Here is a 19129-nt window from a genome sequence, read left to right as displayed (position 1 = left end):
ATTGCCTTTTTCTACAGCCTCGAATGCAAAACGTTTGCCTCTATTGACGTATTTTTTTGCTCCCAGGGCAATCGCATGTGCGGCGCTCAGTTATCTCACGCGAGGCGTTGACAGCGGTGGTAGACCCCTCATTGTCCGTGCTGCGGCCCATCCGGGAACTCGACGAACTGACCCAGTAGCGCGGGCGACCAGATATGATTGTCAGCTACAACGCAACTGAACTGGAATTACATCGCGACGGGCCAACCGATGCAGAACGCCTTTGTGGAAAGCTTCAACGCGCACATGCGGGATGAGTGTTTGAGTGAAGTCCTGTTCGGAAATTTCGCTGAGGCGCGCCGGATCATCGAAGCTTGGAGAATCATACAGCACGCAGAGACCACACACATCGCTGGGCGGATTGGTTCCGGTCGTCTACGCCCAATATCCACCGTGCCCACCGACCTGCTGCGTTTGAATGGTCAGGATCAGGCACCTGGTCGCTAAATCTCAAACAACTGGCAACCTATTTTGTTGGGGTTTTCTCATTATATCCTTGTTTTGGTTCGCAGCACCCGCAGCAAGAACCACCCTTGATTCAAAAAGAATCCTCTCGTCATCAAACCCATAATAATTTGAAGACCCCAGATCATGCTCGCCATGGGAATATATTTGTCCAAAGCGTCGACAGTGAAAACGAATGGCCACAAAATCACCATCACCGCAATCAAAGGAACGGCGCAGACAAACTCGATAAAATAACGCAACCTGCCTGCTAGGCGTCCCAGATGAACGGGTTTTTCAACTTTCTGGCCATGCGTATAGATAAGCTGCCCATCGTCTTCGGAAATGGTATCTTGCGCGTAGTTTTCGACCATTTCTTCTGTGACAGCATCATTGGCGCGTTTGAAATTCGACACCACAAAAGCAATCGCAGCAAGGGTTATTACGATAAAAAAAACTGATTGGATCAGGAAAGTTGCAATGCCTAAGGCGCTAAAAAGAAAAGGGATACTAGACATGGACAACATCCCGAAAACGAGAGACTCACATCTTTTATTGGCCAGGAAGACGTAAAACGCCACATAAAGTGCTGCAAAGAAAACGGCAAAAATGATATTGAATGTCGTGAAGGCCCACTGGAACGCTTTTCCACCTCCGTTAGTTTCTGTAGCAAAAAAATACAGGCACAACAGATACGGCAAAATGGTCAGTGCGGACATTATGATGGGCGTAAACTTATAAATGACCGAATACTTATAAGTCGCATTGTCGCCGTCGCGTATACGCAGTTGGACTGTTCTCATGATTTTTAATAATTCTCTGGACGTTCTTTGCTGTGTGCAGAAAGAAGCAACGGTTATGGCAGGCCCAATTGACGGTTGATATAATCCATGATCCCTCGATCAATTTCCATCAGATAATCTGTTGGTCCGGTGATCCGTCCATCTCCTGGATTTGCATGGGTAACGAAATGGGAAGCATCGTCCGCCCATTCTGTAACGCGTTCCATTAGGGTTACGGCACCTTGAGCGACCCACTCCAACCCGCGTTCTTGAGTGCCATCAATAACAACCTGACAATGCCCTTTCACCACGTACGCAGCCAGCTGCTCACAGCAGGCGCGTTTGCGCGCCGTTTTCCGTCCACCCTCAGACGTCATAAGGACGTGCGGGAGGCGAATACTTGTGAAGAAAGGAAAGATTCAGTGCCATAAAGGCAGAGTTCAGTGAACTCTACAGTTCTAAATTGGTCGGAGCGAGAGGATTCGAACCTCCGGCCCCTGCCTCCCGAAGACAGTGCTCTACCAGGCTGAGCTACGCTCCGACCGTGACGGGCGGAATATAGCGACAGGCGGGGTTTGGCAAGAGAGAATTCGCGCTTTTGCCGCCCTTATCACTGAAGTTTTCCGCGTCTGACAAAGGGGGAAATGCGGAAAGAGGCCGCGGAGGAGGCGCGCGAGCGGGTTCTGAGCACCGGCGTGTTCTTTGAATGCCCGCCACGCGATTCCCTAAAGACGATGTAGAGGCCGGAAAGGATGATGATTCCTGCGCCCAGAATGGTCGGCATATCGACGGTTTCGCCAAAGATGAAATAGCCGAAAATCGTGGCCCAGATGATCTGGGAATATTGCATCGGGGCGACAATGGCGGCCTCGGAGGCGCGATAGGCGAGGATGAGGACCACACCGCCTGTAAAGCCCAAAAGCGACACAAGGCCGACAGAGCCCAGATCCATCAAGGGGAGGGGGCGGTAGAAGAAGCTCATCGCCAGCCCCATGACGACGAAATTGGCGATCAAAGGATAGAGCATCAACACGGCCGTGCGCTCTTCGCGGCCGATTTTGCGGACGACGACGGAAGCAAAGGCGCCAAAGCCCGCACAGGACAGCGCCGCCATATGGCCGAGCGTGAATTCGGTCCCGCCGGGGCGCAACACAACGATCACGCCGATCAGGCCCACAATGACAGCGGCCCAGCGGTGAAAGCCTACGCGTTCTCCCAGCACCGGGATCGACAGGATGGTGATGACCAGCGGCGTGGCGAAGATCAGCGCGTAGACCTGTGCCAAGGGCAGGACGGAAAAGGCGTAGAATGCAGAGGCGGTGTTGATCATCGCCGCAATGGTGCGAAACAGCGTCCACCAGGGATGGACGGGGCGCAGGTGGCCCTCGGTCCGGTCGCGGATCAGCATGAACATCACCAGAGGAAATGAGAACAGCGTCGAGAAAAAGATGATCTGGAACGGCGCATAGGAGCCGCCCAGGAATTTGATCACCACGTCATGGGTCGAGAACACCGCAAAAGCGGCGAGGGCGTAGAAGGCTCCGGTGATATTCATGGGCTGTCCTGTCTGTTTCGCCGTTCACGGTAGCATGTGAGGCGGAGCTTTCAAGGCGGCGCAAAGCCTTGTGCCCTGTGGCGTGCGTCCCCATGTGATTGCCCATGTATTACACACAGAAATCTGCAACCTGCTGCTATTGCGGGTCGAAAACGGTTCTGACCTTGGGTGGAACGACTAGGCATGAGTTGAAATGCTCGGCCTGTGGGGCGCCATTGTCGCGGATGAAGGCGCTTCATAAGGCGCAGGAGCCTGTGAAGGGGAAGAAAGACTTTCAGGCCAAGCTGTCACGTCCGAAGAAAACCTCGAAGAAGAAAAAGAAACGCAAATCCACGGCGCATCGTTTGTTCGATATGGCGGAGGATATTTTCGACATCTTCGACTGAGGACAGGACGCCGATGAAACGAAAAAGGGCGCCTCGTATGAGAGGCGCCCTTTTCTAATGAAGGATCACTACGCTTAGAGAGACGCGTCCAGAGCGGCGAGGATCGCGTCGCCCATGCCGGTGGTGGACACCGGGGTGACGCCTTCGTCGGCCAAAAGATCGCCGGTGCGGACGCCATCGGCGAGCACTTTCTCAATCGCTTGCTCGAGACGGGTGGCCTCAGCGCCTTCATTGAAGGAGTAGCGCAGCGCCATGGCGAAAGACAGGATACAGGCGATCGGGTTGGCTTTGCCTTGACCCGCGATGTCCGGCGCGGAGCCGTGCACCGGCTCGTACATGGCCTTCGGACGACCGTTCTCCATCGGCGCGCCCAGCGACGCGGAGGGCAGCATGCCCAGAGACCCGGTGAGCATCGCGGCACAGTCAGAGAGGATGTCGCCGAACAGGTTGTCGGTCACGATCACGTCGAACTGTTTCGGCGCACGGACCAGCTGCATCGCGCCGTTGTCGGCATACATGTGGGACAGCTCGACCTCGGGGTAATCGGCGGACACCTCGGTGACCACATCGCGCCACAGGATGCCGGCCTCCATCACGTTGGCCTTTTCCATCGAGCAGAGTTTCTTGTTGCGCTTCATGGCCAGCTCAAAGGCGGCGATGGCGACGCGACGAATCTCGGATTCGGTGTAGCGCTGGGTGTTGATGCCGATGCGCTCGCCGTCCACCGTGGTGATGCCTCGCGGTTCGCCGAAGTAAACGCCAGAGGTCAGCTCGCGCACGATCATGATGTCGAGACCGGCGACGATGTCTTTTTTCAGCGAGGAGAAATCGGCCAGAGCGTCAAAGCACTGTGCCGGACGCAGGTTGGCGAAGAGGTCCATTTCCTTGCGCAGACGCAACAGGCCGCGTTCCGGTTTCACGGAGAAATCGAGCACGTCGTATTTCGGACCACCCACGGCACCCAAAAGAACGGCATCGACCTCTTGCGCCTTCGCCATGGTCTCATCCGCGAGCGGCACACCATGTTTGTCGTAGGCGGCGCCGCCCACGAGATCCATGGTCACATCGAATTTCAGACCGCGCTTGTCGCCGAACCAGTCGATGATCCGGGTGACTTCGGCCATCACTTCGGGGCCAATGCCGTCACCGGGGAGAATGAGAAGAGAAGGCGTGCTCATGGTCGCGTCCAGTCCTTGGTTTTTTAAGGTTGAAAGCGGCGTAACGACTGCTTGCCGCCTCGTCAAGGAATGGGAGCGATATCAACCCAGACAAGCCCGTGGCGGAAGTCGTTTTCCTTTAGCTCCGCTTGGGGCCATGCGACACCGGCGTCCACGACCGCGAGCTCGGAAGAGGGCAAAACATAGTCCACGCGCAGATTGCCGGGCAGCGGCTCCGTCCAGTCGGCGGTGTCCAGTGCGGGGTCGCCAAGATGGTCCGCGTTGGCCTCTGGGCCAGTGTCAGAGCGGGGCTCTACGTCCTGAAAACGCGGGTCTGAAAGCAGCGCTTGCACCACCTCGCGCCGTCCGTCGCCGTCCATAGGGTCGAGGTTGCTGTCACCCAACAGGATAAACGCACCTTCGGGCGGCGGTACTGCCAAGGCGCCATCGAGGTAGAGCGACCAGAACCGCGTCTCATCCGCATTGCGGCGCCCGTTGCGGTCCTCGTCACCGTCGAAAACTGGCGAGGTGGCGGCGTAGGCAAAGAGGTGTAGCGGTGTCTCGTTCCAGAGCACCGGCACATCCCAATGCGCATGAGACGACAGGCGCAACACGTCCAAATCCTCAGCGTCGAAATACCCCTCCGGCAGAGACGCATCGGGCAAATCCCGCCACAACATCTCGGAGAAATCGCGGATGTCCTCGGTCATGATCGGCAGGCGCGACAGGAGCGCCAGACCGCCTTGGCCGGTGAACTCGCCATAGGATTGCGCATCCTCGGGTTCGCCCAAGCGCCCGTCCTTGTCGAGGTCGCGGCTCGTGGGGCGACCCGAATTGCCGAGCCGGGTGAAGTGATAGGGATAGCCAAGTTGACTTGCCAAAGCGGTGAGCGCGTGGCCGTCGAGATCGGTGTCAAAGCTGGTGAGCAAAAGCACATCCGGCGAGAGCGCGTCGATATGCTGAACCGCGGCCATGACCTGTGGATCGTCGCCCTCCAAGATGTCGCGCAGCAAAAGCCCGGGGCCTTTGCGCGTCAGCTCGACCGTCCATGTGGCCACACGCAATGGCGCTTCTGCGGCCAAAGAGACGGGCAACAGGCAGAGAATGAGAATGGCGAGGCGGATCACGCCGGAAGATGGTCGAGATCGACGCGGGCGTAGGTCTGGCGACGTTTTTCCGCAATCATTGAGGCGATCCGCCCCATGGCGATGCCCCGCATGAAAAGTGAAGACGGCAGGAATGCCCATGCTGCAACGGCCCAAATCATGGATTGGTCAGTGGTGACGCCAAGGCCCCCGAAGATGCTTGAGGCCGATTTTAACACCGCAGGGATGAGGAAGGGCAACACAAACCCGATCACGATGTTGAATCGCGCGTCGCGTTTCAGCCGCTCGACCACATCGCCTCCTGCGGTCGGATCGAACGTCGGCAGGTTGATCCAGACATTGAAGGAGCCGGAGCGTGATGGCCAATGCCCGACCCGTAGCGTGATCAGAAAGATCGACAGCGCCAAAAGCGAAATCAAATAGCTCATCCCCGCCGCTTCGCGCATCAATTCAAGCTCTTGCGCGGCGCTGCCCTCCGGCATGGCGAGGATCATCAGGCGCACGGGCGAGTAGGGGAAATCGAGCACATAGCCGATCAACGCGCCGATGGCGGTGACGAATTCGGTGACGACGGTGGGGCTGTGGGTGCCGCGTGCGATCAGCGACAGCAGCACGATGGTCATGAAAAGCGAGGTGAACCGCACCCGGTTGAACGGCGGGGCGTCGCGGAATTCCACGAGGCCCGGATAGGCGGAGACATATTCGAAAAAGGTCAGAGTCGCGCCAAAGAAGGCGATGAGCGCGACGACCTGTGCGGCATCGTTGGACACATTCGGCAATAGCATAGACGGCATGATGATCAGAACGACCACCAAGAATGCACGCAAAAGCGCTCCCAGCACGCGATGAACCACTGCCCATTTCCCTTCAAACTGGTTGAGTGCGATACGATGCCGCGCTCTTTTCCCATTTTGATCCCGCCAACTATGACGGATTGCCTCAATCTTGCCCAACTTTTGCCTTCTTTCGTATCTGCCAGCAAGGAATGGTTAAGGTTAATCGTTGAAATTGGGCGGTTTCGTGGACAAAGCGGTGCGATTTTGCATCATTGTGAACCGCGCTTGTGGCGCGCTCCGGGCGAGATACCATATCTGGGGCGCTTTCTCTCGGACCTCTGCTTCTCGTGAAAAATGGCGCTTTTTCACATTCTTGACCGAAAGCTTGGAAACGCTTTACCTCGACGGCAACAGAGCAAGCCTTGGAGGAGAAGACATGCATCTGGCCATATCAATCGACGAAGCGGTGGATCTCATCCCGGATGGCGCGACCGTCATGTTGTCGGGGTTCATGGGCGTCGGCGTGCCGGACAGGATTGTCCATGGGCTGGCGGAGGCGGGCAAAAAGGACCTGACGCTGATTTCCAATGACACGGCGCGTGACACCACTGGCCCCGGCCCGCTCTTTGCCGCGAACTGCGTGCGCAAACTGATTTGTAGCCATATGGGGCTCAACACCATCGTGCAGGCGCAATTCGCTTCGGGTGAATTAGAGGTCGAACTGGTGCCGCAGGGCACGCTGGTCGAGCGCATCCGTGCGGCGGGCGTTGGCCTCGGTGGGATTTTGACGCCGACGGGCGTGGGCACCAAGGTCGCAGAGGGCAAGGAGATCATCGAAGTCGATGGCAAATCCTTCCTGCTGGAAAAACCGCTCACGGCCGATTTTGCGCTGATCGCGGCGCGGAGTTGCGATTACGTCGGCAATCTCGCCTACATGCTCACCGCCACGAATTTCAATCCGATCATGGCGCTCGCTGGCAATACGGTGATCTGCGAACCCGAAGAGATCGTGCCCGTCGGGATGATCCCGCCCGATCTGGTCAAAACCCCCGGCGTGCTCGTCGATCACGTCATTAAGACCACGGCATAGGAGCGACACTCATGGACCCGAAAATCCTCATTGCGCGCCGTGTTGCGCAGGAAATCACCCCTCGGAGCCTCGTGAATCTTGGCATCGGTATCCCGACCTTGGTGTCGGATTATCTCGACGAAGACATGGGCGTGTTCTTTCAGGCCGAAAACGGCGCCGTCGGCATGGGGCATCGCCCGCCCGAGGGCATGACAGACCGTCACCTCACCGACGCCGGTGGGCGTTTTGTGTCCTTCGTACCGGGGGCCTCGACCATCGATTCTGCCTTTTCCTTTGGGCTGATCCGCGGCGGGCATCTTGATCTGACGGTGCTGGGCGCGCTTCAGGTCGATGAAAAGGGGCATCTGGCGAATTGGATGATCCCCGGCCATTACACCCCCGGCATGGGTGGTGCGATGGATCTGGTGACGGGCGCGAAAAAGGTGATCATCGCGATGCAGCACACTGCGAAAGGCGAGGCCAAGATCGTGCCGGAATGCACCCTGCCGCTGACATCTGAGCGTCGTGTGGACCTGATCGTCACGGAATTGGCCGTCATGAAGCCGGAAGACGACGGGCTGCATCTCATTGAACGCGCGCCCAATGTGCCGCTCGAAGTGATCCTTGAGATGACCGAGGCGAAACTGATCCACGGGCCGGATGTGCCGGAGATGCAGATCGGGTGCTGAGGCAATAGGCACAATTGTGCACGGATCAAGAGGGGCTTCGGCCCCTCTTTTCAATTCTGGCATCTTGTCGCCGGTTTTCGGCATCAAAACCCGCCGATGTGCCGCAATCCGCCCAAATCTGGGCGACAATGCGCAGCCGTATGGCGGGGCTATGCGCAAAATCTTTCCAATAGTTTCAGCGTCTTGAGCCATTTCATTTTGGGCGTATCTCTCAGGGCAACGGCCCACGGTCGTTTTGAATAGCCCGATAGGGGCACAACAAAACCGAAAGGAAATATGACATGAAACCGATTGCTTTGACCCTTGGCGCACTGACCCTCATGGCCGCTCCGGCTTTTGCTCAGGGCTCGCTGATGGATACGGACGGGAATGGCACCTACTCGATGGAGGAGATGCAAATGGTCTATCCCAGCCTGACGGAAGATGCTTTTGCTGCGATCGATGCCGATGGCGATGGCGAGGTGACCATCGAAGAACTGGCGGATGCCCAGACGCAGGGCTTGCTTCCCGCGATGGAGTAAGGATCATGGATGCGGCGGCCCGAATGGGTCGCCGCTCTCATCACGATCGGAACTTACGCAGGAAAAGACCAAATCCGACCAGAGCCGCGCCATCGACCAAAAGCTCGATGCCGAGCAAAAGACCCAAAAGCGACAGCGAGATCGCGGCGAAATTCCCGAGGATATAGCCGCCCAAAAGCACCGTCACGGCGCCCGACAGCAAGAGCATCCAAAACAGCCGACTTTCCCGCATCCGCCAGGCCATCAAAAGCCGGACCACCCCGGAGACCAGCAGGAAGAACGTGATGACGAGGGTCAGAGAGACCGTGCCGTCCATCGGATTGGCCACGAAACTGACGCCGATCATCAGGCTGATCAGCCCCCAGATCATCGAAAAGACGCGGTTCTCATGCGCGACGCCGGAGAACCCGGCCCAAAGTTTCGCCGCCCCCGCGACGATAAACAACGTGCCGAGCAAAACGGTGATCGCAAGCGAGGTCGCAACAGCATTGCCGAGCGCCAGAAGGCCGAAGAGAAACGTCAAAACGCCAATTGCGATCCATGTTTTCCAATTCGTCATCTTATTCTCCCGTGCCGGCATCTTGCTTGGCTTAGGTAAACATGCCGCTGCCCTGTAAAAAGGTCTTTGTAGGGGATTTTTCCCGTTGTGCGACGCAATTTAACTTTCGATAATCCGCCGAACATATTTTCGGAGTATCAATAATGCCAATCTTACTGGCCCTTCTCGGAGCTGCCGTGACAGCGTTTTTTTACATGAACCGGGCCCGCAATGCGGCGAATGCGGCGTCGGATTTGGTCGGTGTTGCGGATGATATTCGTCTCGCTATTCGGCGTTTCGGCTTTACCCGCAAATCGGGCACGCATCCTGTCGAGCAAATCGACGATGCTCGGATCGCCGTTGCCGCTTTGGTCAAGGCGCTCATCGATGAGGCGGGCTATCCGACCTCTGAGCTGATCCTGCAATATGTGATCCGTTTGCAAAAGGATCTGCAATTTACCCTCACGGATGCAGAGGAAATCAAGACGCTTTCGGATTGGCTGATTGCGTCCTGTCACGGCACCAGCCCGGCCATCACCCGTCTGGCGCGCAAGCTCTATAAACTCTCAGGCTCGGAGGGCTACGGTCCGGTCGAGGGGATCCTGACGTCGGTCTACGCGGGCGTCGGTGAGGCGCCGAGTGCAAAGCAATTGGACAGCCTGGCCGAGATACGCCGCCTGATGCGTGCCAAGTAAACTCAATGAAAAACGGCGACCGAAGGGCCGCCGTTCTTTATCTTATTCCTGTCGGCCTCAGACCCAGGGACGTGCCTGAGCCATCGTGGCCTCAAAAGCGTCGATATCTTTGACATGCGCCATGGTCAGGCCGATGTCATCGAGACCTTCGAGCAGGCAGTGTTTCTTGAACGCGTCAACCTCGAAGGGGAAGCTTTCGCCATCGGACGTGGTGACGGTCTGAGCCTCCAGATCGACGACCATCCGGGCGTTCGAGCCTTTTTCGGCGTCCTTCATCAACACATCCACAACCTCTTGCGGCATCACGATCGGAAGGATGCCGTTCTTGAAGCAGTTGTTGTAGAAAATGTCGGCAAACGACGTGGAGATCACGCATTTGATGCCGAAATCCGCAATCGCCCAGGGTGCGTGTTCACGCGAGGAGCCACAGCCAAAGTTGTCGCCCGCCACGAGGATCTGCGTGTCGCGGTACTGCGGTTTGTTCAGGACGAAATCGGGGATTTCATTGCCCTGACGGTCATAACGCATCTCGTCGAACAGGTTCACACCAAGGCCGGAGCGCTTGATGGTTTTCAGAAACACCTTGGGGATGATCATATCCGTGTCGATGTTCACCAGCGGCATGGGGGCCGCGATGCCGGTCAGTTTTTCGAACTTTTCCATTGTAGCGGCTCCTTAGGCGTTTTCAGTCATCATGTCGCGCACATCGGTCAGGTGACCGGTGACGGCGGCAGCGGCGGCCATGGCAGGCGACACGAGGTGCGTGCGACCTTTATAGCCCTGACGACCCTCGAAGTTGCGGTTCGAGGTGGAGGCACAGCGCTCACCCTCGGACAGCTGATCGGGGTTCATGGCGAGGCACATGGAGCACCCGGCCAGACGCCATTCGAACCCGGCCTCTTTGAAGATGTCGGCGAGCCCCTCTTCTTCAGCTTGCGCACGCACAAGACCAGACCCCGGCACGACCATGGCACGCATGCCGTCCTTGATCTTTTTGCCTTTGAGGATTGCAGCTGCAGCACGCAGGTCTTCGATCCGACCGTTGGTGCAGGAGCCGATGAAGACGGTGTCGATCTGGATGTCGGTCAGTTTCTGACCCACTTCGAGACCCATGTACTCGATGGCGCGTTTGGCCGCGTCCACCTTGCCGCCTTTGAACGACTCGGGCGCAGGCACAACAGCGGAAATCGGCAGAACGTCCTCGGGCGAGGTGCCCCAGGTCACAACCGGCTCGATCTCTTCGCCTTTGAGCGTCACGACCTTGTCGAAATGCGCGCCTTCGTCGGTGTAGAGCGTCTTCCACCACGCCAGAGCGGCCTCGAACTGCGCGCCTTTCGGGGCGTGCGGGCGGCCTTTGACGTATTCAAAGGTGGTTTCGTCCGGCGCGATGAGACCGGCGCGGGCGCCGCCTTCGATCGCCATGTTACAGACGGTCATCCGACCTTCCATCGACAGATCGCGGATCGCTTCACCGCAATACTCAATCACGTAGCCGGTGCCGCCAGCGGTGCCGGTTTCGCCGATCACAGCAAGGGTGATGTCCTTGGCGGTCACGCCGGGGCGCAGCTTGCCGGTGATCTCCACCTTCATGTTCTTGGATTTCTTCTGGATCAGTGTTTGCGTCGCCAGAACGTGTTCGACCTCGGAGGTGCCGATGCCGTGGGCCAGCGCGCCAAACGCGCCGTGAGTCGCGGTGTGGCTGTCGCCACAGACAACGGTCATGCCGGGCAGGGTCCAACCCTGTTCCGGGCCGACGATGTGCACGATGCCCTGACGCACGTCAGAGACCGGGTAGTAGTTCACGCCGAACTCTTTCGCGTTCTTGTCGAGGGCTTCGACCTGAATGCGGGACTCTTCGTTGGCGATCACGCCGGACACGCGGTCCAAAGTGGTCGGCACGTTATGGTCCGGCACGGCGATGGTTTTTTCCGGCGCGCGCACTTTGCGGCCCGCCATACGCAGGCCTTCAAAGGCCTGAGGGGACGTCACTTCGTGGACGAGGTGGCGGTCAATATAGAGCAGGCAGGTGCCATCCTCTTGCTCATGGGCCACATGGGCGTCCCAGATTTTATCATAGAGTGTCTTCGGGGCGGTCATTTCGCTCTCCCGTGGATGTGCTGTGAAATTGGAAAGTTTTGGATCAGGCGCGCGGACACGCCGAAAGGTCCGACATCAAAGTCGGGCTAGGACGGATTGCATTGCGCCATGGAATCTCCACGGCAACCATGCACGGTCTGCGATCTCAAACATACGTTCCATGCCGCTGACATATAGCTTGGCCGCGAGTCTCGCAAGAGAGATGCGCTTGCGGCCACGCGTCTTGCCATGCAAAGCTTGGTGAAAAGGGAGAATGGCGTGGATCCGACACAGATCAGCACCCTATTGGGCGAGACGGGCAGTGATGTGCTGACCTTTCTCGAGGGGCTGCTTCGGCGCTGGAACCTCTATCAGATCGGGATTTCTCTGGTTGCGCTGAGTGTTGCGCTGATCTGTGGGAAATATCTGCGAGCCCAGATGCGCGATTGGATGCGCGGCCTTGAAGGGCGCCCGAAATGGCAGCTCCGTTGGCTTTTGGCGATTGAAAAGCGGCTTGTTCTGATCGTCTGGGCGCTGTTGCTTTGGGGCACCTACGTCGTCATGCATGAGACCACCTGGCCCTCGCGCTCCTATCTGATCGCGATTTTGGCCAGAATCGTCTCGGCTTGGGTCGCGGTTGAGCTGGTCGTGCAGCTGGTTAAAAACCGTGCGCTTCGCCGTCTGATGCGCTGGGGGCTTTGGGCCTATGTGACGCTCTATTTCTTTGGCGGCATTGAGGGCGCGGCGGAGTTTCTCGACTCTGTGGCCATCACTTTTGGCAACTTCCGCCTGTCTGCTTTGGCGGTGCTCAAGGCACTGGTCGTCACCGGCGTGCTCTTTACCTTCGCACGGCTGATTTCGGGGCAAACATCGACCCAAATCCGGCGCAATGAGGATATTTCGCCCTCCATGAAAGAGCTGATCATCAAGGTGGTGCAGCTCGCTCTGTTCGGTTCGGCGTTTTTCATCGGGCTCAAGGCCGTGGGGTTTGATCTCACGGGGCTTGCGGTGCTTTCGGGCGCGATTGGGGTCGGTTTGGGCTTTGGTCTGCAAAAGGTGGTGTCGAATCTCATCTCGGGCGTGATCATTCTCTTGGACAAGTCGATCAAGCCCGGTGATGTGATCTCTCTGGGCGAGACCTTTGGCTGGATCAACGCGCTGGGCGCGCGCTATGCCTCGATCACCACACGTGACGGCAAGGAATACCTGATCCCGAACGAGGATCTGATCACCGGTCAGGTGGTGAACTGGTCGCACACGAATGATTTCGTGCGGCTCGACATCTATTTCGGCACCGCCTATGGCGACGACCCACATTTGGTGCGCAAAGTCGCGATCGAGGCGGCGCAGACCGTGGACCGTGTGCTGACGACCAAGCCGCCTGTCTGTCATATTGTGGGCTTTGGCGACAGCTCGGTGGATTACATCCTGCGGTTCTGGATCACGGACCCGACGGGCGGTCTCACCAATGTGCGCGGCAATGTCTATCTGGCCCTGTGGGATGCGTTCAAAGCCCATGAGATTTCCATCCCCTTCCCGCAACGCGAGGTGCGTGTGTTGGATGGCTCGACCCTTGCGACGAAGGCGTTGGACTGAACGTCGCCCCGCGATTTCGCCAAACATTGAGATTTCGCCAGAGCGATGCTATCTTTAATCTATGCCCAGTGCCGGGGCCGACCGGCGCGTATCCCAAGGAGGACTATGTCCTGTCTCACGCACAGAGCGCGGCAAACAGCGCCGCAACCCCGGAGGCGCCCATGACGGGAGCCATGCCGGAGAAGATCGGAGGCGAGCAACTGCTCGATTTCGTTACCTCTTTCCTTGATCAAGACAAAGCCGAAGACCTCGTGTCCATTGCCCTCAAAGGCAAATCCGAAGTGGCCGATTACATGGTCATTTGCTCGGGTCGTTCGACGCGTCAGGTGTCCGCGATGGCGGAGAAACTGTCCGACACGCTGAAACAGCAGTTCGGCATTTTCTCGCGTGTCGAGGGCAAGGAACAGGGCGACTGGGTGCTGATCGACGCAGGCGATGTGATCATTCACATCTTCCGTCCGGAAGTGCGCGATTTCTACCAGCTCGAAAAAATGTGGATGTCCCCGGAAGAGGCCAAAGAGGCGCTTAAGGGCAAAGCCACCGAAGTGTCGACCGAGAGCTGATGCGCGTTCACATTTGCGCCGTGGGCCGGCTGCGTGCCGGTCCTGAGGCGGCGCTGATCGACGATTATACCACCCGGTTCGACCGCACCGGGCGCGCGCTGGGCCTCGGCCCTCTGACCATCTCGGAAGTCGAAGACAAGAAAGGCGGCGGCATGAAGGCCGAAGCCGATCTGTTGCAGCGCGCCCTGCCGAAAGGGGCCGTCATCGTCACGATGGACGAGCGCGGCAAGATTGTGTCTTCGCCCGAATTTTCCAACAAACTGGCGGAATGGCGCGATGCCGGGCGCTCTGATGTGGCTTTCGTCATCGGCGGCGCGGATGGCATCGACCCGAGCTTGCGGGCGCAGGCGGATTTCTCGATCTCGCTGGGGAAAATGGTCTGGCCACATATGCTGGCCCGCGCGATGCTGACCGAACAGCTGTATCGCGCCGCCTCTATTCTGGCCGGATCGCCTTATCATCGGGTGTAGTGAGAGTATTTTTGCCAAGAAGAAGCGCAAAGCGGTTCAAACGCGCGCGGTGGCGCGTTAGATAGGGGCAAAGAGGTCGTTCTCTTATTGTAAAGGAGCCCGCCATGGCCGCGCCGAAACCCGTTGTTCTTTGCATTCTCGATGGTTGGGGTATTGGTCCGACGCCTGAAGCCAACGCGCCGGTTTTGGCGAAGACGCCGAATTTTGATCGGCTGATGGCGGAATGTCCGAACAACACCTTGATCACCTTCGGGCCGGATGTGGGGCTGCCGACGGGGCAGATGGGCAACTCCGAAGTGGGGCACACCAATATCGGTGCGGGGCGCGTTGTGGCGATGGATTTGGGTCAGATTGACCTGGCCATCGAAGACGGGTCTTTCTTTAAAAACGAGGCCATCGTGCGCTTTGCCAAGACCGTCAAAGAGGCGGGCGGCACGGCGCATCTGATGGGGGTGATCTCCGACGGTGGCGTGCATGGGCATATCGAACACACGCTGGCCGCCGCGCAGGCGATCACCGATCTCGGCGTACCGGTTGTGATCCATGCGATCACCGACGGGCGTGACGTGGCGCCGCAATCCGCCGCCAAGTTCATGGCAGATTTCGAGAAGCGTCTGCCGGAATTTGCCACCATCGGCACGGTGATCGGGCGCTATTACGCGATGGACCGCGACAACCGCTGGGAGCGCGTGTCTCAGGCCTATGAGGCCATCGTCAAAGGCGTCGGTGTTGAACGCGCTGCGACGGCGCTTGAGGCGGTGGAAAATTCTTACGCGCGCGGCGACACGGACGAATTCGTGAAAGCCACCGTGATCGGGGATTATGACGGCATCGTCGACGGCGATGGGGTGTTTTGCAACAACTTCCGGGCCGACCGGGCGCGCGAGATTCTGCGTGCGATTGGCGAGCCGGAGTTCGCGGATTTCGACACGGGCCCACGTCCGAAATATTCGGAATTGCTTGGCATGGTGGAATATTCCACCGGCCACAACGCCTATATGCAAACCGCTTATCCGCCGCGCGACATCAAGAACACGCTGGGCGAATGGGTCGCGAAGCACGGGTTGAAACAGTTCCGTCTGGCCGAGACCGAGAAATATCCGCATGTCACTTTCTTCCTCAATGGCGGCAAGGAAGTGCCGGAAGAGGGCGAGGATCGTTTCATGCCGAAATCGCCGAAAGTGGCGACCTATGATCTTCAGCCGGAGATGAGCGAGCCGGAAGTGGCGGAGAAATTCGTCTGGGCCATCGATGAAGGCTATGACCTGATCGTCACCAATTTCGCTAACCCCGATATGGTCGGGCATACCGGCATTTTGGAGGCCGCGATGGTCGCCTGTGAGGCGGTGGATGACGGTCTGGGCAAGGTGATTGCCGAGCTGGAAAAGGTTGGCGGCGCGATGTTGGTGATCGCGGATCACGGCAATTGCGAGACCATGGTCGATCCGGTGACCGGCGGGCCGCACACGGCGCATACCACGAACCCGGTGCCGGTGATCCTCTTTGGCGGACCCGAAGGCGTGTCGCTGCGCGATGGCGGACGTCTGGCCGATGTGGCGCCGACGATCCTTGAGTTGATGGGATTGCCGCAGCCGAAGGAAATGACGGGTGTGAGTCTCATCGTCAAATGAAGACCCTGATCGCAGCCATTGCCTTGGTGCTGGCCACGCCGGTCATGGCCCAAGAAAGCCCGGCGGCCCTGGCCGAGCTGGCGGTTCAGCAATTCAACGATGCGCATAGCCGCTTGGAGGCCGCAGAGTCCGCGCCGGACCGGGTCAAGGCCCTGACAGGCGTCGTGCGCGCCTATGAAGATGGTCTCGAAGCCATGCGTTCGGGTCTCAGACAGGTGTCTTTGCGCGAAAGTGAACTGTCGCGTGAGTTCACTGATGAAAGCGGGCAATATGCCCAGCTTTTGGGGGTTCTTATCGGTATGAAACCCGATGCCTCGCCCGAAGCCTTGGTGCATCCGAACGGGCCACTGGGTCAGGCGCGGGCAGGCATGTTGGTGGCCTCCGTTGCGCCCGCGGTTCAGGCCGAGGTCGAAGACATGCGCATCCGCCTCGAAGAGGTACAAATCCTGCGCGAGTTGCAGAGCGAGGCCTTGGAGACACTGTCGCAAGGGCTTCAAGACGTGCAACAGGCGCGTACCGATCTGTCGCAGGCCATGTCCGACCGTACCGATCTTCCGCGCCGCTTCACCATGGACCCGGAGCGGATCAAGACGCTGATCGACAGCTCGGAAACGCTCGAAGCCTTTGCCTCGGGTCTGGCGGTGATGGATGTGGTCGATGGGATTGCGCCCATGCCAGCGATGGAGCCGGGCACATGGGAGGCTCCCGTGCCGGGACGACCGTTGCGGGGCTTTGAAGAAGCCGATGCGGCGGGGGTAAAACGCCCGGGCTGGCTCTGGGCGACGCGGCCCTTGTCGTTGGTGACCACACCCTGGCCCGCCACTGTGCGTTATAAGGGACCGTTTCTCGACTACGGAAACGTGATCATCCTTGAGCCCGGAAATGATCTATTGCTCATTTTGGCCGGGCTGGATGAGGTCTATGGTGATGTCGGTGCGGTCATTCCCGCCGGCACGGCCGTTGGTCTCATGGGGGGCGCATCCCCCGATCTCGACGACTTTGTCAAAAATGCCACCCAAGGCACTGGCGCGAGTCTGTCGGAGACGCTTTATATAGAGGTAAGAGAGGGCGGTCGGCCCGTGAACCCGGAACGGTGGTTCGCTGGTGGTCCGCTTTGAGACGATCCAGAACTTGCAGATGTGGGTTCGTGAGAGAGGAATGAGATGAAAAAATACATGATGGCTGGCGTGGCCGGCATCCTTGCAGGCACGTTGATCTCGACCCAGTTCGCGGGGCCGCTTTTGGCGCAGGAGGCGGAAAAATCGTCGAATGTCTATGAACAGCTCGACCTGTTCGGCGATGTGTTCGAACGCATCCGCGCGCAATATGTCGAAGAGGTCGATGCAGAGGAACTGGTCGAGGCCGCGATTGACGGCATGCTCTCTTCGCTCGATCCGCATTCGTCTTACCTGTCGCCGAAAGACGCCGAAGACATGCGGGTGCAGACCTCCGGCTCCTTTGGCGGTCTTGGCATCGAGGTGACGCAAGAAGAGGGCTTTGTCAAAGTCGTCGCCCCGATGGACGGGACGCCTGCGGACATCGCCGGGATCGAAGCGGGTGATTTCATCACTGGCGTGGACGGGCAAAGCGTTCTGGGCATGACTTTGGACGAAACCGTGGAGATGATGCGCGGGCCGGTCGGCTCCGAGATCATCATCACCGTGGTGCGCGAAGGGGTCGACGATCCGTTTGACGTGTCGATCATCCGCGACACGATCAAACTCACCGCCGTGCGCTCGCGTGTCGAAGATCATGCCATTGTGCTGCGTGTCACGACCTTTAACGACCAGACCTATCCTAATCTGGAAAGCGGGTTGAAAGAGGGGATCGAAGAGCTGGGCGGCATCGATAATGTCGACGGCATCATCGTCGATCTGCGCAACAACCCGGGCGGTCTTTTGGATCAGGCGATCAAGGTCTCTGACGCCTTCCTCGATGAGGGTGAGATCGTCTCCACCCGTGGCCGTTCCCCCGAAGAAAGCACGCGCGTGAACGCCACAGCGGGCGATCTGGCCGAGGGCAAACCGATTGTCGTGCTGATCAACGGCGGCTCTGCCTCGGCGTCCGAGATTGTGTCCGGCGCGCTTCAGGACCATCACCGCGCGGTTGTGGTCGGCACCAAATCTTTCGGCAAAGGCTCGGTTCAGACCGTCATGCCGCTGCGTTCTGACGGTGCGATGCGTCTGACCACGGCGCGGTATTACACGCCGTCGGGTCGTTCGATTCAGGCGCTGGGCATTTCGCCGGACATCGTTGTGCAACAACCGCCGCGCCAGCCTGCCACGGAAGAGACAGAGGACACGCCGACGTTCCGTTCCGAGGCCGATCTGCGCGGTGCGCTGGACAATGACAGCCTGACCGAAGACGAACGTGCCAAGATCGAAGAGGAACGCGCCGCCGCCGAAGAGGCTGCGAAACTGCGCGATGAGGACTTCCAACTGGCCTATGCGATCGACCTTTTGAAAGGCCTGTCGAAAATCGGCAACTGATCCCACACAACAGAGCTTATAAGGGGGCGCATTGAGCGCCCCTTTTCCTGAAGGCAAGAAGACTCATGAGCACAGATTTCTCCACGCTTCCCTATCGCCCCTGCGTGGGCGTCATGTTGTTGAACGACAAAGGCCAGGTCTTTGTCGGCGAACGCATCGACACGCCGGGTGCCTGGCAAATGCCGCAGGGCGGGATTGATCCGGGTGAGATGCCGCAAGAGGCGGCCTTGCGGGAATTGTGGGAAGAGATCGGGGTGACCGCCGATCAGGTCGAGGTCGTTGCGCAGACCTCGGATTGGCTGACCTATGATTTGCCGGATCACCTCTTGGGCAAGGTCTGGAAGGGCAAATATCGCGGCCAGAAACAGCTCTGGTTCGTGCTGCGTCTCACGGGGCCGGAAACGGCGATCAATATCGAGACGGATCATCCGGAGTTCGGTCAGTGGAAATGGTCGACTTCGGCTGAATTGGTCTCTGATATCGTGCCGTTCAAACGTGACATCTACGAGGCATTGGTGGCCGAGTTTTCCGGCCACCTTGCCTAGAA

General features: G+C 58.5%; 21 protein-coding genes, 1 tRNA gene and 1 pseudogene. 13 read left to right on the top strand and 10 right to left on the bottom strand.

Translation table 11 applies throughout. The annotated features are described in order from the left end of the window. Window positions 1–95: 95 nt before the first annotated feature. A pseudogene (locus tag LC094_RS07585) lies at window positions 96–457 on the top strand (integrase core domain-containing protein); the annotation flags it as partial. A 70-nt stretch (window positions 458–527) separates the two neighbouring features. Here LC094_RS07585 and LC094_RS07580 read toward each other — a convergent pair. The 4 genes from LC094_RS07580 to LC094_RS07565 all read right to left on the bottom strand — a co-directional run bounded on the left by LC094_RS07580 (window position 528) and on the right by LC094_RS07565 (window position 2820). Then, window positions 528–1202 (bottom strand): hypothetical protein, encoded by a 675-nt coding sequence (locus LC094_RS07580; protein WP_226551318.1) that lies wholly within the window; start codon window positions 1200–1202, stop codon window positions 528–530. A gap of 137 nt (window positions 1203–1339) precedes the next feature. Continuing rightward, window positions 1340–1642: a hypothetical protein gene (locus LC094_RS07575; protein ID WP_226551316.1), complete on the bottom strand. Its 303-nt coding sequence runs from the start codon at window positions 1640–1642 to the stop codon at window positions 1340–1342. An 87-nt stretch (window positions 1643–1729) separates the two neighbouring features. Further along, window positions 1730–1806, bottom strand: a tRNA-Pro gene (locus LC094_RS07570). A 69-nt stretch (window positions 1807–1875) separates the two neighbouring features. Continuing rightward, on the bottom strand, window positions 1876–2820 hold the full coding sequence (locus LC094_RS07565; protein ID WP_226551315.1) for a DMT family transporter: 945 nt from the start codon (window positions 2818–2820) through the stop codon (window positions 1876–1878). Window positions 2821–3074: 254 nt separating this feature from the next. Here LC094_RS07565 and LC094_RS21555 point away from each other — a divergent pair, with 254 nt between their 5' ends. After that, window positions 3075–3206, top strand: a complete 132-nt coding sequence (locus LC094_RS21555; protein ID WP_264186404.1) for a hypothetical protein — start codon at window positions 3075–3077, stop codon at window positions 3204–3206. A gap of 74 nt (window positions 3207–3280) precedes the next feature. Here the strand turns inward: LC094_RS21555 and leuB are convergent, their stop codons facing one another. The 3 genes from leuB to LC094_RS07550 all read right to left on the bottom strand — a co-directional run bounded on the left by leuB (window position 3281) and on the right by LC094_RS07550 (window position 6323). Further along, the gene (gene leuB / locus LC094_RS07560; RefSeq protein WP_226551313.1) at window positions 3281–4384 is read right to left on the bottom strand and encodes a 3-isopropylmalate dehydrogenase; all 1104 of its coding nucleotides are present in this window, start codon (window positions 4382–4384) and stop codon (window positions 3281–3283) included. A 62-nt stretch (window positions 4385–4446) separates the two neighbouring features. Beyond that, the gene (locus tag LC094_RS07555) at window positions 4447–5490 is read right to left on the bottom strand and encodes an endonuclease/exonuclease/phosphatase family protein (protein ID WP_226551311.1); all 1044 of its coding nucleotides are present in this window, start codon (window positions 5488–5490) and stop codon (window positions 4447–4449) included. Then, window positions 5487–6323, bottom strand: coding sequence for a hypothetical protein (locus LC094_RS07550; protein ID WP_226551309.1), 837 nt, complete (start codon window positions 6321–6323; stop codon window positions 5487–5489). Before LC094_RS07550 ends, LC094_RS07555 begins: the two co-directional genes overlap by 4 nt. Window positions 6324–6681: 358 nt before the next feature. Between LC094_RS07550 and LC094_RS07545 the strand changes: the two genes are divergently transcribed. The 3 genes from LC094_RS07545 (at window position 6682) to LC094_RS07535 (ending at window position 8524) form a co-directional block, all read left to right on the top strand. After that, a complete protein-coding gene (locus LC094_RS07545) occupies window positions 6682–7335 on the top strand; it encodes a CoA transferase subunit A (RefSeq protein ID WP_226551307.1) in 654 nt (217 codons plus the stop codon). An 11-nt stretch (window positions 7336–7346) separates the two neighbouring features. Beyond that, a complete protein-coding gene (locus LC094_RS07540; protein ID WP_226551305.1) occupies window positions 7347–8003 on the top strand; it encodes a 3-oxoacid CoA-transferase subunit B in 657 nt (218 codons plus the stop codon). A gap of 281 nt (window positions 8004–8284) precedes the next feature. After that, a complete protein-coding gene (locus LC094_RS07535; protein ID WP_226551304.1) occupies window positions 8285–8524 on the top strand; it encodes an EF-hand domain-containing protein in 240 nt (79 codons plus the stop codon). A gap of 40 nt (window positions 8525–8564) precedes the next feature. Here LC094_RS07535 and LC094_RS07530 read toward each other — a convergent pair whose 3' ends face one another. Beyond that, window positions 8565–9083 carry an HdeD family acid-resistance protein gene (locus LC094_RS07530; RefSeq protein ID WP_226551301.1) on the bottom strand — a complete coding sequence of 173 codons (519 nt, stop codon included), beginning with the start codon at window positions 9081–9083 and terminating at the stop codon, window positions 8565–8567. A gap of 176 nt (window positions 9084–9259) precedes the next feature. Here LC094_RS07530 and LC094_RS07525 point away from each other — a divergent pair, with 176 nt between their 5' ends. Continuing rightward, window positions 9260–9757 carry a hypothetical protein gene (locus LC094_RS07525; protein WP_226551299.1) on the top strand — a complete coding sequence of 166 codons (498 nt, stop codon included), beginning with the start codon at window positions 9260–9262 and terminating at the stop codon, window positions 9755–9757. A gap of 57 nt (window positions 9758–9814) precedes the next feature. Here LC094_RS07525 and leuD read toward each other — a convergent pair whose 3' ends face one another. Then, the gene (gene leuD / locus LC094_RS07520) at window positions 9815–10420 is read right to left on the bottom strand and encodes a 3-isopropylmalate dehydratase small subunit (protein ID WP_226551291.1); all 606 of its coding nucleotides are present in this window, start codon (window positions 10418–10420) and stop codon (window positions 9815–9817) included. Window positions 10421–10432: 12 nt separating this feature from the next. After that, window positions 10433–11854 carry a 3-isopropylmalate dehydratase large subunit gene (gene leuC / locus LC094_RS07515; protein WP_226551288.1) on the bottom strand — a complete coding sequence of 474 codons (1422 nt, stop codon included), beginning with the start codon at window positions 11852–11854 and terminating at the stop codon, window positions 10433–10435. 228 nt (window positions 11855–12082) lie between these two features. On the opposite strand from leuC, the gene LC094_RS07510 reads away from it, so the two are divergent. The 7 genes from LC094_RS07510 (at window position 12083) to LC094_RS07480 (ending at window position 19127) form a co-directional block, all read left to right on the top strand. Further along, window positions 12083–13429, top strand: a complete 1347-nt coding sequence (locus tag LC094_RS07510; protein WP_404814976.1) for a mechanosensitive ion channel family protein — start codon at window positions 12083–12085, stop codon at window positions 13427–13429. A gap of 161 nt (window positions 13430–13590) precedes the next feature. Continuing rightward, the gene (gene rsfS, locus LC094_RS07505; RefSeq protein ID WP_226551260.1) at window positions 13591–13992 is read left to right on the top strand and encodes a ribosome silencing factor; all 402 of its coding nucleotides are present in this window, start codon (window positions 13591–13593) and stop codon (window positions 13990–13992) included. Beyond that, entirely contained in the window at window positions 13992–14462 is a 471-nt protein-coding gene (gene rlmH / locus LC094_RS07500; RefSeq protein WP_167601029.1) for a 23S rRNA (pseudouridine(1915)-N(3))-methyltransferase RlmH, read from the top strand. The genes rsfS and rlmH overlap by 1 nt, the downstream gene beginning before the upstream one ends. 104 nt (window positions 14463–14566) lie before the next feature. Beyond that, window positions 14567–16093, top strand: a complete 1527-nt coding sequence (gpmI, locus tag LC094_RS07495) for a 2,3-bisphosphoglycerate-independent phosphoglycerate mutase (RefSeq protein WP_226551252.1) — start codon at window positions 14567–14569, stop codon at window positions 16091–16093. Further along, entirely contained in the window at window positions 16090–17211 is a 1122-nt protein-coding gene (locus tag LC094_RS07490; protein ID WP_226551250.1) for a murein hydrolase activator EnvC family protein, read from the top strand. Before gpmI ends, LC094_RS07490 begins: the two co-directional genes overlap by 4 nt. 45 nt (window positions 17212–17256) lie before the next feature. Further along, window positions 17257–18582: a S41 family peptidase gene (locus tag LC094_RS07485; RefSeq protein ID WP_226551248.1), complete on the top strand. Its 1326-nt coding sequence runs from the start codon at window positions 17257–17259 to the stop codon at window positions 18580–18582. Between the two features lie 65 nt (window positions 18583–18647). Continuing rightward, window positions 18648–19127 carry an RNA pyrophosphohydrolase gene (locus LC094_RS07480; protein ID WP_226551240.1) on the top strand — a complete coding sequence of 160 codons (480 nt, stop codon included), beginning with the start codon at window positions 18648–18650 and terminating at the stop codon, window positions 19125–19127. Window positions 19128–19129: the final 2 nt, after the last annotated feature.

The organism is Celeribacter naphthalenivorans (genome assembly GCF_020524585.1).
Classification (GTDB): Bacteria; Pseudomonadota; Alphaproteobacteria; order Rhodobacterales; family Rhodobacteraceae; genus Celeribacter; species Celeribacter naphthalenivorans.
The sequence above is the reverse complement of the archived record's forward strand: the minus strand, read 5'-3'. Positions and strand labels throughout refer to the sequence as shown.